The organism is Pseudomonas sp. B21-012, assembly GCF_024749305.1.
In the GTDB taxonomy this organism is placed as follows: Bacteria; Pseudomonadota; Gammaproteobacteria; order Pseudomonadales; family Pseudomonadaceae; genus Aquipseudomonas.
Window position 1 is genome coordinate 757,297 of the sequence record NZ_CP087197.1, and the last position, 14,115, is coordinate 771,411.

Below are 14,115 nucleotides of genomic sequence, written 5' to 3' on the forward strand. Positions count from 1 at the left end.
CGGAGCTGAAACGCTTTTTCAGCAAAAATGATCAGCGGTAGGTAACAGGGGATTTCTGCGGCCAGCCCGAGGCTTCAGGCGGCCGCAAAATGGCTCAGAGCGAGCGTGCGCCGAAGGTGTCGCACTGGTTGATGTCGCCCTTGGCGAAGCCGGTCTTGAACCAGCGCTGGCGCTGTTGCGAGGTGCCGTGGGTGAACGAATCCGGTACTACCCGGCCCTGGCCCTGCTGCTGCAGGCGGTCGTCACCGATGGCGTTGGCGGCGTTCAGGGCTTCTTCGATATCGCCCGGTTCCAGCCAGTTCAGGCGTTTTTGCGCCTGGTAGGCCCAGACCCCGGCCAGGCAGTCGGCCTGCAGTTCCTGGCGTACCAGCAAACCGTTGTCGCCTTCCATGCGCTCACCGCGCTGGCGTGCGGCCTGGACCTTGGCCGAAACGCCCAGCAGGGTTTGCACATGGTGGCCGACTTCGTGGGCGATCACGTAAGCCTGGGCAAAATCGCCGGCGGCCGAGAAGCGCTGTTCCATTTCACGGAAAAAGCTCATGTCCAGGTAGACCTTCTGGTCGGCCGGGCAGTAGAACGGCCCGACTGCCGAAGAGGCAAAGCCGCAGGCTGAGTTGATCTGGCCGCTGAAGAGGATCAGGTTGGGGTCTTTATACTGGCGGCCGGCCTGGGCAAAGATGGCCTTCCAGGTGTCTTCGGTGTCGCCCAGCACCGACCTTACGAACTCCGCCTGCTCGTCATTGGCCGGTGGTGCCTTGCCGGTGCCGGTGGTCACTGGCGCGGTCTGTTGCTGGCCCATCTGCCCGGCCAGCTGGCCGAGGATCTGCAGTGGGTCCTGGCCGGTGATCCAGCCAATCCCGACAATCAACAGGATCGCGCCGATGCTCAGGCCCTTGCCACCGCCGAAGCGCATGCCGCCACCGCCCTCGCCACGGGCATCGACCACATTGTCGCTACGCCTGCCTTTTCGCCATTGCATGAGTGCTCTCCGGAGCTTGGAAACATGAGGACAAAGATTAGTTCACGGCGCGGGGCTCTGTCAGATTCCTGATTTATACATAACCATTTGGTTATGAATGGCGCTGTTCTTTTCAGTATTCGCCGGACCCTGCATACCGGAAACTGCAAGCTCGCCTGCCACGCCCAGGCCCTCCAATAATTCCAAGACAGGAGAACGGCATGTCTGCACAAGACAACAGTCGCTTCGCTATCCGTGATCGCAACTGGCACCCGAAAGCCTTGACCCCAGATTACAAGACCTCCGTCGCGCGCTCGCCGCGCCAGGCCCTGGTGAGCATCCCGCAGTCGATCAGCGAAAGCACCGGTCCGGATTTCTCCCACCTGAAATTCGGCCCTAACGATCATGACCTGCTGCTCAACTTCAATAACGGCGGCCTGCCGATCGGTGAGCGCATCGTCCTTGCCGGGCGCGTCTGCGACCAGCACGGCAAACCAATCCCGCACACTCTGGTAGAGATCTGGCAGGCCAACGCCGGTGGCCGCTACCGGCACAAGAACGACCGCTACCTGGCGCCGCTGGACCCCAACTTCGGCGGTGTCGGCCGTGCGCTGACCGACAGTGAAGGTTATTACAGCTTCCGCACCATCAAGCCGGGCCCGTACCCATGGCGCAATGGCCCCAACGACTGGCGCCCGGCGCATATCCATGTGTCGATCAGCGGTCCGTCGATTGCCACGCGGCTGATCACCCAGCTGTATTTCGAAGGCGATCCGTTGATCCCGATGTGCCCGATCGTCAAGTCGATTGCCAACCCTGACGCGGTGCAGAGCCTGATCGCGCGGCTGGACATGAGCAATGCCAACCCCATGGATTGCCTGGCCTATCGCTTTGACATCGTGTTGCGCGGACAGCGCAAGACCCACTTCGAAAACTGCTGAGGAGGCGCCCCATGCCTATCGAACTGCTGCCGGAAACCCCTTCGCAGACCGCCGGCCCCTACGTGCATATCGGCCTGGCCCTGGAGGCCGCCGGCAACCCGACCCGCGACCAGGAAATCTGCAACCGCATGGCGCAAGCCGACGCGCCGGGCGAACACATCCTGGTGTTCGGCAACGTCTATGACGGCAACGGCCATCTGGTGCGCGACTCGTTCCTGGAGTTCTGGCAGGCCGACCACAACGGCAATTACCAGGGCGATTTCAACCTGGAAAAACCCTTCAACAGCTTTGGCCGTACCGCCACCACCTTCGATGCCGGTGAGTGGACCCTGCACACCATCAAGCCGGGCGTGGCCAAGAACGCCGCCGGCGTGCCGATGGCGCCGCACATCAACGTCAGCCTGTTTGCCCGGGGTATCAATATCCACCTGCAGACGCGCCTGTACTTCGATGACGAAGCCCAGGCCAATGCCCAGTGCCCGGTGCTCAACCTGATCGAGCAGCCGCAGCGGCGCGAGACCTTGGTGGCGACCCGTTGCGAGGTCGATGGCAAGCTGGCGTATCGCTTTGATATCCGCATTCAGGGTGAAGGCGAGACGGTGTTCTTCGATTTTTGAATGTCGAAGCGAGTGACATGAGCAAAGCCCGCCATTGGCGGGCTTTTTGTTCGGATCAGCGTGGTGTCGTAACGCCAATGGATTCGGACTTCAGCAGTTTCAAGCCTTCATCGGCGTTGTAGCCATGAATCTCTTTCACGTCGAGCTTGCGCATGAACGAGAGCGTTTCAGCAGTGATTACCTGGCCTGGTACCAGGATCGGAAACCCCGGCGGATAAGGGATCACGAAGTTTGCTGAAATCAACGGCGGGCCATTTTCCAGGCGTTCGTCGATGGTTTTGTCGAACAGACGAATATGCTCGCACGCTGCACTGTCATAGGCTTTGTAGTAAGCACTGCGAATGTCTCCTTCTGCCGTACTGCTGTTCGCCGACTCACGAAAAGCGGGGTAGAAATGGCTGAAGTCGGGCAGGTCCGGCACATCTTCCATAAGTGACGTGACGCGTGCATTAAAGGCTTCACGCAGGTTGTCGTCACTGGTGCCCAGGCGATCCTCCAGTTCGCGGCTGATACGTACCAGCACCCGGATCAGGTGTGCTACGTCACTGCGAGTGTTGTTGATGTTGGTTTGCAGCAGCACGCTGTTGCGAGAGGTTTTGTTCAACTGAACATCGTAGCGGTTGGTCAGCAAATTCTTGAACGTGGTGCCGTCAAAGCCTGCATGGCCACAAACCAGCGTCAGGCGGGTAGGATCCAGGGCGACTTCATCGGTGTTCAGGGCATCGACGACGGTGGACCACGCAGTACCCTTGGCCAGGTAATCCTGCAGCCCTGAAGCCCGATAGACCGTTGGCACCAGGTCCTCGATCGTGAGTATCTTGAAATACTTGGATATCAGCGGGTGGCGGCCGACCTCCCGACGGATGTCGAAGGCCAACTGGGTTGCCGACATCACCAGTTCATAGCCTTCCAGCTCCATTTGCCGGCGGGCAACATCCAGGGACGCAATGATTTGCTGATTGGGGGAGGTGGACGTGTGGGTAAATACCGCCTCGCGGAACGATGCTTCGACGTGATGGAAGTCCTGATCGTCGACCAGGATCATCGAGCCCTGGCGCAGCGCCGACATAGACTTATGGGTGGAGTTGGTCTGGTAGACGCGCACGCGGGTGGTGTCCGGGTCCATCAGCAGGTGCTCCTGCAGCAGCGCAGGGTCATCGCCAGCAAGCGCTTGCAGCCGTTCGCGCTGGCATTCGAAGGCGTGCCGGTACTGCGGGCAACTGAGCGCCTGCTTGAGTTGTGCGGCGGCGCCCATGCCGGTTCGACGACGCAGCAGGGGTGAAAAGCGTGCAAAACCGAACCAGGCTTCATCCCAGAGAAAGGCCAGGTCCGGTTTGATTGCCAGGCATTCTTCCATGACCCGGAAGGTGTTGTAGACGTGCCCATCGAAGGTGCAGTTGGTCAACACCAGCAGTTTGACCCGATGCAGTTTTCCTTCTTTTTTCAGGTCGAGTAACGCTTGCTTGATAGCGCTCAGTGGCACTGCGCCGTACATCGAGTATCGGGGCAGCGGGTAGGCTTCGACATACAGCGGATAGGCGCCGGTCAGCACCATGGCGTAGTGGTGTGACTTGTGGCAGTTACGATCGACAATGACAATGTCACCGGGCGCAAGCAGGGCTTGTTCAACGATTTTGTTCGAGGTCGAGGTGCCATTGGTGACGAAAAACGCCTGCTGTGCGCCGAACGCATGGGCTGCCCGGTCCTGAGCCTTTTTGATGTTACCGGTGGGCTCTAGCAGGCTGTCGAGCCCGCCCGTGGTGGCGGAGCTTTCGGCCAGAAACAGGTTGATGCCATAGAATTCGCCCATGTCGCGGATCCAGTTCGACTTGAATATCGATTTTCCGCGGGCAATGGGCAGCGCATGGAAGGTGCCGATAGGACGTTGAGCATAGTGTTTCAGGTTGTTGAAAAACGGCGTTTCATAGCGCTTTGCAACGCCTTGCAGCAGGCTCAGGTGGATCTCCAGCGGCTCCTCGACTTCGTAGAACACCCGGCTGATGAACGCGTAGTCTTCATCACCGGCAATTCGCTCAACCTGACGATCGCTGAGCAGCAGGATATCGAGCTCCGGCCTGATGGACTTGATCGCTCGGGCCAGTGGCAAGGCCAGGTTCGTGGAGTCTTCGTCGTCCGGGCTGTTGCCCAGGTGTGGCGCCAGCAGCTCACGCACCCAGGCGGCGCAACAGCTCGATGTAAAAGCGAAACCTTCGTAGATCACCACCGCTTGCAGGTTGACGTTGAGTATCACCGCGAGCAACGCATCCTCGAAGGAGCCGGTCATGACGGGCTCGTAGATGAAGGGGTCCTGGTGGCGGCGCAACTGGCGAATGGCCTGAAGGTGCTGCGGCCATGTCGAGATTGGCGCGGGGCTGACAATCAGTGTTTCGAAATACGGACGATGTGCGGACGCAGCGGCGAAACTACGGGGCGCGGGTGCGTCGGGCAGGTCTTCGCTGGCCTCCCAGTCGTTTGCGTCTTGCTTGTAACTGCGGTCGAGCAGCGAACTGCTGATGCGCTGAGCCAGATGCAGGGCTCCGATGGCATTGCCCGCTGCTACGCGTTCGACCAGCAGGGCCAGCAGGCGAGGGCCCGGGTAGGCCTGGTAAGCCTCCAATTGCGCAAGCTGCTCGAGTTGGGCAAGGCATTGCTGCTGGACCTTCGCGCTAGCGGGCTGATCTTTGCAGTTGCGCCAGCGGCGACACAGGGCGTTGAGTTCACGCCACAAGTCAACGCGGGCAGTGGTACAGGAAAACAGTTGATCGATTGGCTTTGCGTCGCCATCGGGCAGGGTCAGGTTGTTCACGGTTCAATTCCTTTTGAACGGTCGCCGGGGCCGTGAAGTATTCGCGTGGCGGATAATCGTGAGCAGCCTGTCTGCTTTCCCTGTGATGCAATGCTGCAAGGTACGCCTTACTCGTAGTCTGTTACCCCGGCAATATGCCGGCCGGCGATATAGCCGAACGTCGCCGCCGGTCCCAGGTTGATCCCGCCCGCCGGATAGTGCCCGCCCATGATGCTGGCCATGTCGGTGCCCACCGCATACAACCCGGCAATCACCTCACGCTTTTCATCCAGCACCTGCGCATGGGTGTTGGTCCTGAGCCCGGCGAAGGTGCCGAAACAGCCCGGTTCGACCTTTACCGCATAGAACGGCCCGTTCTCGATCGGCGCCACGCACGGATTTGGTCCGTGCAAGGCATCGCCCTGTTTGCGGTTGTAAGGGGTGGAGCCGCGGCCGAAGTGCGGGTCTTCGCCGTTGCGGGCATGCCGGTTGTACTCGGCGACCGTTGCCACCAGGCCTTGAGGGTCAATGCCGCAGGCCCGCGCCAGGGCTTCGATACTGTCGCCGGTCTTCAGGTAGCCGGATTTGATCAACGGCTGCAGCGGCAACGGAAACGGCCGTGAAATGCCCAGGCCATAACGGCGCTGGAAGGCATGGCTGCAGATCAGCCACGATTCGACCTTGTCCCCCGGCGCCTTGGCGACCATGGCGCTGACATAGTCGTAGTAGCCGTCGGCCTCGTTGACGAAGCGCTTGCCATCGGCGAGCACGCCGATGATGCCGGGCTTGGCCCGTTCGATGATGTGCGGGAAATGCCCGCTGCTGCCGTCCTTGTAAGGCACCCGCGATACCGGCGCCCAGGCCACCGGGCTGTGCAGGTCGTCAGCCACCTGGCCGCCAACGCTTTCGCCCAGGCGCAGGCCGTCACCATTGGCGCCCAGCGGCGGCAGCGCCAGGTGTTCGTGGCCGGTGGGTGTACGCGGGAACAGCGCCTTGCGCCGTTCGATGTCGTTGGCAAAGCCGCCGGCGGCCAGCACCACGGCCTTGCGCGCATTTATTTGGATCGGCCCGCGCGCGGTTTCAATCAGCGCACCGCTGACCCGGCCATGCTCGCGGAGCAACTGCCGAGCCGCTGCCGATTCCCAGAGCAACACGCCAAGGTCTTCAGCCGACTTGGCCAGCCGCGCGACCAGGGCGACGCCGTTGACCAGTTGCAGGGCCCGGCCGTGGGTTGCCAGATCGAGCAGGTGGCGGCTCAAACGCTTGCTCACATGCAGCAGCGAGCGCCAGGAACGGGTGAGGCTGAGGAAGGCGCCGAGGTCCTTGCCGGCCATGATCGGCATGCCCATGAACGAGGTTTCGCGCATGGTTTTGCGCAGGCGCTTGAGCAGCTTTTTGCCCAGCTGGCGGCCATCGTAGGGGGCGGCAATTACCGAACGCCCGCCGGTGCCGGCGCCAGGGGTATTACCGTGAATGTCGGCGATGCCATTGCCGTCGGCAAATTGCAGGGCGGTATGGCGCTCGAAGAACGACACCATGTTGGGCGCCGCGTCGAGAAACGCATCGATCATCGGCCCATCGAAACGTTCGCCCAGTTCATGCTCCAGGTAAGTGCGCGGCTGCGAGCGCTGCTCGATGATCCCGGCGCGCTGCGCCAGCGGGTTGCACGGTACCCACATCCAGCCACCGGACCAGGCCGTGGCGCCGCCGAACACCGGGTCCTTTTCGACCACGATGACCTTCTGGCCATACCAGGCGGCGGTCACGGCGGCGGCCAGCCCGGCGGCGCCGGAGCCGATGACCAGTACATCGCATTCGACCAGCGGGGTATCGACGGGCATGAGCAGTATCCTCCAGGCAGTTTTGTTATATTTTGGAACTGTATTCCATATTTTATGATTTGATCTGTCGCCCAGCCAAGGCGTGCCACGACAAAGTGGGCGAAGATCGGACAGTGATTTGCGCTTTCGCCGGGGCTCTTTAGAATCGGCACAAATTTCAGGGACCATGACCATGGCCGGCAGTCAGATCGAACGCGCGTTCAGCCTTCTCGAACGCCTCACCAGCGACCCGCGCGGGCTGCCCCTGCAGACCCTGGCCGAAGAGCTGGACATCCCCAAGAGCGCCACCCATCGCATGCTCGCCGAGCTGATGCGCCTGGGCTATGTACGCCAGAACGCCGAGAGCAGCCGCTATCACCTGAGCACTCGCCTGGTGGCCATGGGTTTTCGCTATCTGGCCAGCAGTGGCGCCGATATCGTCCAGCCGATTCTTGATCAACTGGCCCAGCAGACCGGCGAGCTGGTGCGCCTGGGGGTGATCGACGGCGAACGCCAGACCTGGATCGCCAAGGCCCAGGGCGCCCGCTCCGGCTTGCGCTACGACCCGGACATGGGCCGTGATGCGCCGTTGTTCTACACCGCCTCCGGGCATGCGTGGCTGTCGAGCCTGAGCGATGCCCAGGCCTTGTTGCTGGTGGAGCGCCAGGGCATCGCCGACCCGGCGCAGTTCGGCCCCAACGCGCCGAAGTCCAATGCCGAGCTGCTCGAACGTCTGCGTATTGCCCGCGAGCATGGCTATGCCTGGGTGGTGGAGAGTTCGGCAGTGGGGATGTCGGCGTTGGCGGCGGTGGTGCGGCACCCGCTGGATGGCCATGCGGTTGGCGTGCTCAGCGTTGCCGGGCCCAGTGCGCGGATGAGCGAGGCACGCATGCACGAGCTGGCGCCGGTGTTGCTGGCGGCGGTGGCGGAGTTGTCGGCGGCAAGTCCTGCTTCTGAGTTGTTTGTCTAGAAGCATCACGGGTCAAGCCCGCTCCTGCACTCGCGATCCGTTTTTTCGCTTGCATTGAAATTGGAACTAAGTTCTAAATATTTCCAAATTCAATTCGCCGAGAAAACAACAATGAGCCAACGCGTGATGTCCCTTGCCGCCCTGACGGTACTCGAGCTGTCGCCTGTCGACATGGTCGAGGTTGCTGCCCGCGCAGGCTACAGCCATGTCGGCCTGCGCCTGGAACCGGCCACGGCCGAGGAGCATCACTTCCCGCTGGTGGCCGACGCCGGCCTGCGCCGGCAGACCGCCGCGCGCCTGCGCGATACCGGCATCCAGGTGCTGGATGTGGAGATTTTGCGGCTCAAGCCCGAGACCTGCGTGGCCGACTTCGAAGCCCTGCTGGCGGTCGGCGCCGAGTTCGGCGCCAGCGAGTTGCTGGTGGCCGGCAACGATCCTGACGAGCAACGCCAGAGCGACAACTTTGCGGCCCTCTGCGACCTGGCCGCAGATTACGGCCTGCATCCGCACCTGGAGTTCATGCCCTGGACCGACGCCAAGAACCTCACCCAGGCCTGGCGCATCGTCGAGCAGGCCGGGCGCGACAATGGCGGGGTGCTGGTCGATGCCTTTCACTTTGACCGCTCCGGCTCGTCGCTGGATGAGTTGCGCCAGGTGCCGGCCTCGCGGCTACGCTATGCACAGTTGTGCGACGTGGCCGGACCGCGCCCGCACGATATGGCCGAGATCTTGCGTCAGGCGCGCAACGAGCGGCGGTTTCCCGGCGATGGCAATTGCGATTTGCCCGGCTTGTTGCGTAGCCTGCCGCAGAACATTGCGCTGAGCCTGGAAATTCCTGTTCGCGACCAGGGCCTGAGCGCCTTGCAGCGGGCACAGATGGCCCTGGACAAGACCTGTCAGTTGCTCCGTCAACTCTGAACCTGCGAGCTTTTATCGATGCCCCGTCCTACTGCGCTCGACGCTGTCAGCCAACCGCTCAAGGGCATTGCCCTGGTGGTGCTGGCGACCTTTCTGTTCGCCAGCCACGACGCCTTGTCGAAGTACCTGGCGGGGTTCTATCCGATTCTCTGGGTGGTGTGGGCGCGTTACCTGGTGCACACCCTGCTGATGATGGTGATCTTCCTGCCGCAGTCGGGCCTGCGCGTGTTGCGCACCCGGCGACCGGGGCTGCAGACCTTGCGCGCGCTGTGCCTGCTGGGCACCAGCCTGTTGTTCACCACCGCCCTGCAGTACATACCGCTGGCCGAGGCGACGGCGGTCAACTTCCTCGCGCCGTTGCTGGTCACGGCGCTGTCGCTGCCGCTGCTGGGCGAGAAGGTCACACGCGGGCAATGGGTGGCGGTGCTGGTGAGTTTTGTCGGGGTGACGGTGATCATCCACCCGGGCGGGGCCTTGTTTACCCCGGCAGTGTTGCTGCCATTTGGCTCGGCCTTGTGCTTCTGCTTCTACCAGTTGCTGACGCGCAAGCTCAGCGGCACCGACAGCCCGACCACCAGCAACTTCTTCACCGGCCTGCTCAACACCTTGGTGATGAGCGCCGTGGTACCGATGTTCTGGCAGACCCCAAGCTTCATCCATGGCCTGATGGCCGTGGCCCTGGGCACCTGCGGGATGACCGCGCACCTGTTCCTGACCCAGGCGTTCCGGCATGCGCCACCGGCCATGCTGGCGCCGTTCAGTTACTGTCAGATCGTGTTCGCCGGTGTTCTCGGCCTGGTGTTGTTCGGACACAGCCCGGACATGGCCGGGCTGGTGGGGATTGCCTTGATCTGCCTCAGCGGCCTGGGCGCCGCCTGGTTGCAACGGCGGCGTTAGGCCTCGACCTTCGGCACCTTGCGTGGGGCCATGAAGTACATCCAGGTCAGGGCGATGAAGTACATGGCCGGGATCATGGTGAACAGCAGGGTGTAATTGTTGTGGGTGGTGGTCAGGATGTAGCCGACCAGCTGGGTCATGAACATGCCGCCGATGGCCGCGCACATGCCGCCGAAACCGAACACCGTGCTCATCATGTGCTTGGGCGTGTAGTCCATGACCAGGCTCCAGATGTTGGCGGTCCAGGCCTGGTGCGCGGCGATGGCCAGGGAAATCGCCAGCACCGCGACCCACAGGCTGCTGGCGCCGGCGGCGAAGATTACGCCGATGATGGTGGTGGCGAACAGCAGCATCGACAGCAGCCGCGCCTTGACCGGGGCCATGCCACGGCCGATCAGGAACGACGAAAGAATGCCCCCGCCGACACTGCCGAAATCCGCACTCAGGTAGATGACGATCAGCGGGATGCCCATCTGCGTGACGCTGATGCCCAGGCTGTACTGCTGGTTGAGGAACGGTGGCAGCCAGTACAGGTAGAACCAGAACACCGGCGCGGTCATCGAGTAAGCCAGGGCGAAGGCCCAGGTGCCGCGCATGCGCAGGATTCGTGAGAACGGCACGCGGGCTTGTTCCGGTTCCACTTCGCTTTGCACGTAGGCCAGTTCTTCTTTGCTGACGCTCGGGTGATCTTCCGGGTTGAAGTATTTCAGGCCCCAGAACACTACCCAGACCAGGCCCAGGGCGCCCATGCCGATGAACGCCGCTTGCCAGCCCCAGACGGTGAGGATCAACGGCAACAGCATCGGCGTGAACATGGCGCCGACGTTGGTGCCGGCGTTGAAAATGCCGGTGGCCACGGCGCGCTCACCGGCCGGGAACCATAAGCGGGTGGTCTTGACGCAGGCGGGGTAGTTGGCCGCTTCGGTCAGGCCGAGAATGAACCGGCAGACCATGAAGCCCACCGCCGAGGTGGCCAGGCCATGGGCGCCGGTAGCCAGGCTCCAGAGCAGCACGGCGCAGAAGAACACGCGCTTGACGCCGACCCGGTCGATCAGCCGGCCTTGCAGCACGAAGCCGATGGCGTAACCGACCTGGAACCAGAAGTTGATGTTGGCGTAGTCCATCGCCGTCCAGCTCATCTCCTTGGCCAGAATCGGCTGCATCACCCCGAGGGCGGCGCGGTCGATGTAGTTCAAGGTGGTGGCGAAGAACACCAGCGCGAGCATGACCCAGCGGGTCTTGCCGACGGCCATGGCGCCACGCAGCTTGTCGCCGATGCCGGCGTGCGCAGTAGTACCCAGGGGCTGGGCCATGCGGGTGGATTGAGAGTGGATCATCGCGGGTTACCCGTATTTTTATGTTTATGGGTCAAGCCTTGGTGTCGAAATGGTGCGCCTGTGGTCAAAAAAGGGTCAATTGACTGAACGCTATATTGGGCGATAATCGAACACAAAACTAACTAGTTCGTACCTTTTGCGTTGAGCAAAATTTGCTCAACACCAATAATTCCTCCACCGGTTTTTGCCTGCCCATCGGAGCCAGAATAATGCAGCGTTCGATCGCCACCGTATCCTTGAGCGGTACTTTGCCAGAAAAACTCGAAGCCATCGCCGCCGCGGGCTTCGATGGGGTCGAGATCTTCGAGAACGACCTGCTGTACTACGCCGGCAGCCCGCGCGAAATTCGCCAGCGCTGCGCCGATCTGGGCCTGGCGATTACCCTGTTCCAGCCGTTTCGCGATTTCGAGGGCTGCCGCCGCGATCGCCTGGCGCGCAACCTGGAACGCGCGGAACGCAAATTCGATTTGATGCAGGAACTGGGCACCGATCTGGTGCTGGTGTGCAGCAATGTCGCCGCCGATTCCCTGGGTGAGCGCCAGGTGCTGATCGACGACCTGCGCTTGCTGGCCGAGCGCGCTGGGGCCCGTGGCCTGCGCATCGGCTACGAAGCCCTGGCCTGGGGCCGCCACGTGAACACCTGGGAGCAGGTCTGGGACATCGTCAAAACGGCTGACCACGCAAGCCTGGGGATGATCCTCGACAGTTTCCACACCTTGTCGCTCAAGGGCGACCCACGGGCTATCGCCCAGGTGCCGGGGGACAAGATTTTTTTCGTGCAGATGGCCGACGCGCCGCTCCTGGCCATGGACGTGCTGGAGTGGAGCCGGCATTTTCGCTGCTTCCCGGGGCAGGGCGAGTTTGACCTGGCGGGTTTTCTCGCGCCGATCCTGGCCAGCGGTTACAGCGGCCCGCTGTCGCTGGAGATCTTCAACGATGGCTTTCGCGCCGCACCGCCTCGGGCCAATGCCGCCGATGGCCTGCGCTCGCTGTTGTACCTGGAAGAGAAAACCCGCCAGCGCCTTGAGCAAGACCGCGTAGCGCCGGCCAGCGACGACCTGCTGTTCGCCCCACCACGTGCCAGCGCCTACGATGGCGTCGAGTTTCTCGAGTTCGCCGTCGACGACGCCCTGGGGGCCAAGCTCGGCAACTGGCTGGAGCGCCTGGGCTTTACCCGCGCCGGGGTGCACCGTTCGAAGAATGTCAGCCTGCTGCGCCAGGGCAACATCAACCTGATCCTCAACGCCGAGCCTTATTCCTTCGCCCATAACTTCTTTGAGAGCCATGGCCCGTCGCTGTGCGCCACGGCGATCCGGGTCAAGGACAGCGCCCAGGCCCTGGCCCGTGCCGTGGCCTACCATGGCCAGCCCTATCGCGGCCTGGTCGGCCCCAACGAGCGCGAGCTGGCGGCGGTGCGTGCGCCGGACGGCAGCTTGATCTACCTGGTCGACCAGGATGCCCAGGGCCGGACTATCTATGACACCGACTTCAGCCTGCAGCCGCAAGCGGGCAGCAGCCTGGGCCTGACCCGCATCGACCATATGGCCCTGGCCTTGCCGGCCGACGGCCTGGACAGCTGGGCGCTGTTCTACAAGAGCGTGCTGGACTTTACTGCCGACGACGAAGTGGTGTTGCCCGACCCTTATGGTCTGGTCAAGAGTCGCGCCTTGCGCAGCCGTTGCAGCTCGATCCGCCTGCCGCTGAATATTTCGGAAAACCGTAATACGGCGATTGCCCATGCCCTGTCGCATTACCGCGGTTCCGGCGTGCACCACATTGCCTTTGACTGCGAGGACATTTTTACTGCGGTCAAACAGGCCAAGGAGTCGGGGGTGGCTTTGCTCGACATTCCGCTCAACTACTACGACGACCTTGCCGCACGCTTTGATTTCGACGACGAGTTCCTCAGCGAGCTGGCCTACTACAACGTGCTCTACGACCGCGATGCCCAGGGCGGTGAGCTGTTTCATGTGTACACCGAGCCGTTTGAGGAGCGCTTCTTTTTCGAGGTGCTGCAGCGGCGTAACGGCTACAGCGGCTATGGCGCGGCCAACGTCGCCGTGCGCCTGGCCGCCATGGCCAAGGCCCGCGCCGGCGCGCCGGCCCAGGCCAAGTTGTAGGGCGCAGGCGCCGAGGCTTCCTTACTCAGCACCCGGGGCTCATAATTGCCGGGTTAACCGATGGCCATGAGTCCCGTATGACGACTACCCCAGCACTCTGCGCAGCCCCCGAACAAGCGCCGCGCAAGGGCCGCAAGAACAATCCGGAAAAGACCCGCGAGAACATTCTCCAGGCGGCGATCAGCGAGTTCGTCCAGCAGGGGCTGGCTGGCGCCCGGGTCGATGCGATCGCCGAGCGCACGCAAACCTCCAAGCGCATGATCTACTACTACTTCAACAGCAAGGAGCAGTTGTACGTAGAAGTGCTGGAGAAGCTCTACGGCGATATTCGCAGCACTGAAAGCAACCTGCACCTGGCCGAACTCGAGCCGCGCCTGGGCATCCGCCGGCTGGTGGAATTCACCTTCGATCACCATGATCGCAACGTCGATTTTGTGCGCATCGTCTGCAACGAGAACATGCACCACGGCGAGTACGTGAAGCGCTCGGCGGCGATTCGCTCGATGAACAAGACCGTACTCACGGCGCTGGATGAAGTGCTCAAGCGCGGTGCTGGCGAGGGGGTATTCCGCCAGGGGCTGGAGGCGCTGGATGTGCACCTGCTGATCAGCTCGTTCTGCTTCTACCGGGTGTCGAACCGGCACACCTTTGGCGAGATCTTCCAGGTGGACTTCGAGGACAAGGCGGTCAAGGACCGGCATCGGCAGATGATTTGCGAGTCGGTGCTTAGATTTTTGCAGGCCTGAGTATTT

The 14,115-nt window shown here is 62.3% G+C and carries 11 protein-coding genes; 7 read left to right on the forward strand and 4 right to left on the reverse strand.

Going from position 1 to position 14,115, the window contains the following annotated elements; all coding sequences use genetic code 11:
• Positions 1-94: 94 nt before the first annotated feature.
• Positions 95-979 (reverse strand): neutral zinc metallopeptidase, encoded by an 885-nt coding sequence (locus LOY37_RS03340; RefSeq protein WP_093387823.1) that lies wholly within the window; start codon positions 977-979, stop codon positions 95-97.
• A 200-nt stretch (positions 980-1,179) separates the two neighbouring features.
• Here LOY37_RS03340 and pcaH point away from each other — a divergent pair, with 200 nt between their 5' ends.
• On the forward strand, positions 1,180-1,899 hold the full coding sequence (gene pcaH, locus LOY37_RS03345; protein ID WP_045195856.1) for a protocatechuate 3,4-dioxygenase subunit beta: 720 nt from the start codon (positions 1,180-1,182) through the stop codon (positions 1,897-1,899).
• A gap of 11 nt (positions 1,900-1,910) precedes the next feature.
• The gene (pcaG, locus tag LOY37_RS03350; protein WP_258716302.1) at positions 1,911-2,516 is read left to right on the forward strand and encodes a protocatechuate 3,4-dioxygenase subunit alpha; all 606 of its coding nucleotides are present in this window, start codon (positions 1,911-1,913) and stop codon (positions 2,514-2,516) included.
• 55 nt (positions 2,517-2,571) lie between these two features.
• On the opposite strand, the gene LOY37_RS03355 is transcribed toward pcaG, so the two are convergent.
• Entirely contained in the window at positions 2,572-5,322 is a 2,751-nt protein-coding gene (locus tag LOY37_RS03355; RefSeq protein ID WP_258716303.1) for a beta-eliminating lyase-related protein, read from the reverse strand.
• A gap of 107 nt (positions 5,323-5,429) precedes the next feature.
• Entirely contained in the window at positions 5,430-7,142 is a 1,713-nt protein-coding gene (locus tag LOY37_RS03360) for an FAD-dependent oxidoreductase (protein ID WP_258716304.1), read from the reverse strand.
• 172 nt (positions 7,143-7,314) lie between these two features.
• On the opposite strand from LOY37_RS03360, the gene LOY37_RS03365 reads away from it, so the two are divergent.
• From LOY37_RS03365 to LOY37_RS03375, 3 genes are all read left to right on the forward strand, one after another.
• Positions 7,315-8,091 carry an IclR family transcriptional regulator gene (locus LOY37_RS03365; RefSeq protein WP_258716305.1) on the forward strand — a complete coding sequence of 259 codons (777 nt, stop codon included), beginning with the start codon at positions 7,315-7,317 and terminating at the stop codon, positions 8,089-8,091.
• A 111-nt stretch (positions 8,092-8,202) separates the two neighbouring features.
• On the forward strand, positions 8,203-9,009 hold the full coding sequence (locus LOY37_RS03370; protein ID WP_195885636.1) for a sugar phosphate isomerase/epimerase: 807 nt from the start codon (positions 8,203-8,205) through the stop codon (positions 9,007-9,009).
• A gap of 18 nt (positions 9,010-9,027) precedes the next feature.
• The gene (locus tag LOY37_RS03375; RefSeq protein ID WP_045195866.1) at positions 9,028-9,906 is read left to right on the forward strand and encodes a DMT family transporter; all 879 of its coding nucleotides are present in this window, start codon (positions 9,028-9,030) and stop codon (positions 9,904-9,906) included.
• Here the strand turns inward: LOY37_RS03375 and LOY37_RS03380 are convergent.
• Positions 9,903-11,243, reverse strand: a complete 1,341-nt coding sequence (locus tag LOY37_RS03380; RefSeq protein WP_408980553.1) for an MFS transporter — start codon at positions 11,241-11,243, stop codon at positions 9,903-9,905. The two genes, LOY37_RS03375 and LOY37_RS03380, sit on opposite strands and share 4 nt — an antisense overlap.
• A gap of 209 nt (positions 11,244-11,452) precedes the next feature.
• On the opposite strand from LOY37_RS03380, the gene quiC reads away from it, so the two are divergent.
• On the forward strand, positions 11,453-13,363 hold the full coding sequence (gene quiC, locus LOY37_RS03385) for a 3-dehydroshikimate dehydratase QuiC (protein ID WP_258716306.1): 1,911 nt from the start codon (positions 11,453-11,455) through the stop codon (positions 13,361-13,363).
• A gap of 77 nt (positions 13,364-13,440) precedes the next feature.
• Complete coding sequence (locus LOY37_RS03390) at positions 13,441-14,109, forward strand: TetR/AcrR family transcriptional regulator (RefSeq protein ID WP_045195875.1); 669 nt, start codon at positions 13,441-13,443, stop codon at positions 14,107-14,109.
• Positions 14,110-14,115 lie beyond the last annotated feature (6 nt).

Excerpts from the sequence above, each read along its gene's own strand:
- LOY37_RS03370 (WP_195885636.1), top strand. The coding sequence starts at position 8,203 with ATGAGCCAACGCGTGATGTCCCTTGCCGCCCTGACGGTACTCGAGCTG.
- LOY37_RS03380 (WP_408980553.1), bottom strand. The coding sequence starts at position 11,243 with ATGATCCACTCTCAATCCACCCGCATGGCCCAGCCCCTGGGTACTACT.
- LOY37_RS03340 (WP_093387823.1), bottom strand. The coding sequence starts at position 979 with ATGCAATGGCGAAAAGGCAGGCGTAGCGACAATGTGGTCGATGCCCGT.
- LOY37_RS03360 (WP_258716304.1), bottom strand. The coding sequence starts at position 7,142 with ATGCCCGTCGATACCCCGCTGGTCGAATGCGATGTACTGGTCATCGGC.
- pcaG (WP_258716302.1), top strand. The coding sequence starts at position 1,911 with ATGCCTATCGAACTGCTGCCGGAAACCCCTTCGCAGACCGCCGGCCCC.
- LOY37_RS03375 (WP_045195866.1), top strand. The coding sequence starts at position 9,028 with ATGCCCCGTCCTACTGCGCTCGACGCTGTCAGCCAACCGCTCAAGGGC.
- quiC (WP_258716306.1), top strand. The coding sequence starts at position 11,453 with ATGCAGCGTTCGATCGCCACCGTATCCTTGAGCGGTACTTTGCCAGAA.
- LOY37_RS03390 (WP_045195875.1), top strand. The coding sequence starts at position 13,441 with ATGACGACTACCCCAGCACTCTGCGCAGCCCCCGAACAAGCGCCGCGC.
- LOY37_RS03365 (WP_258716305.1), top strand. The coding sequence starts at position 7,315 with ATGGCCGGCAGTCAGATCGAACGCGCGTTCAGCCTTCTCGAACGCCTC.
- pcaH (WP_045195856.1), top strand. The coding sequence starts at position 1,180 with ATGTCTGCACAAGACAACAGTCGCTTCGCTATCCGTGATCGCAACTGG.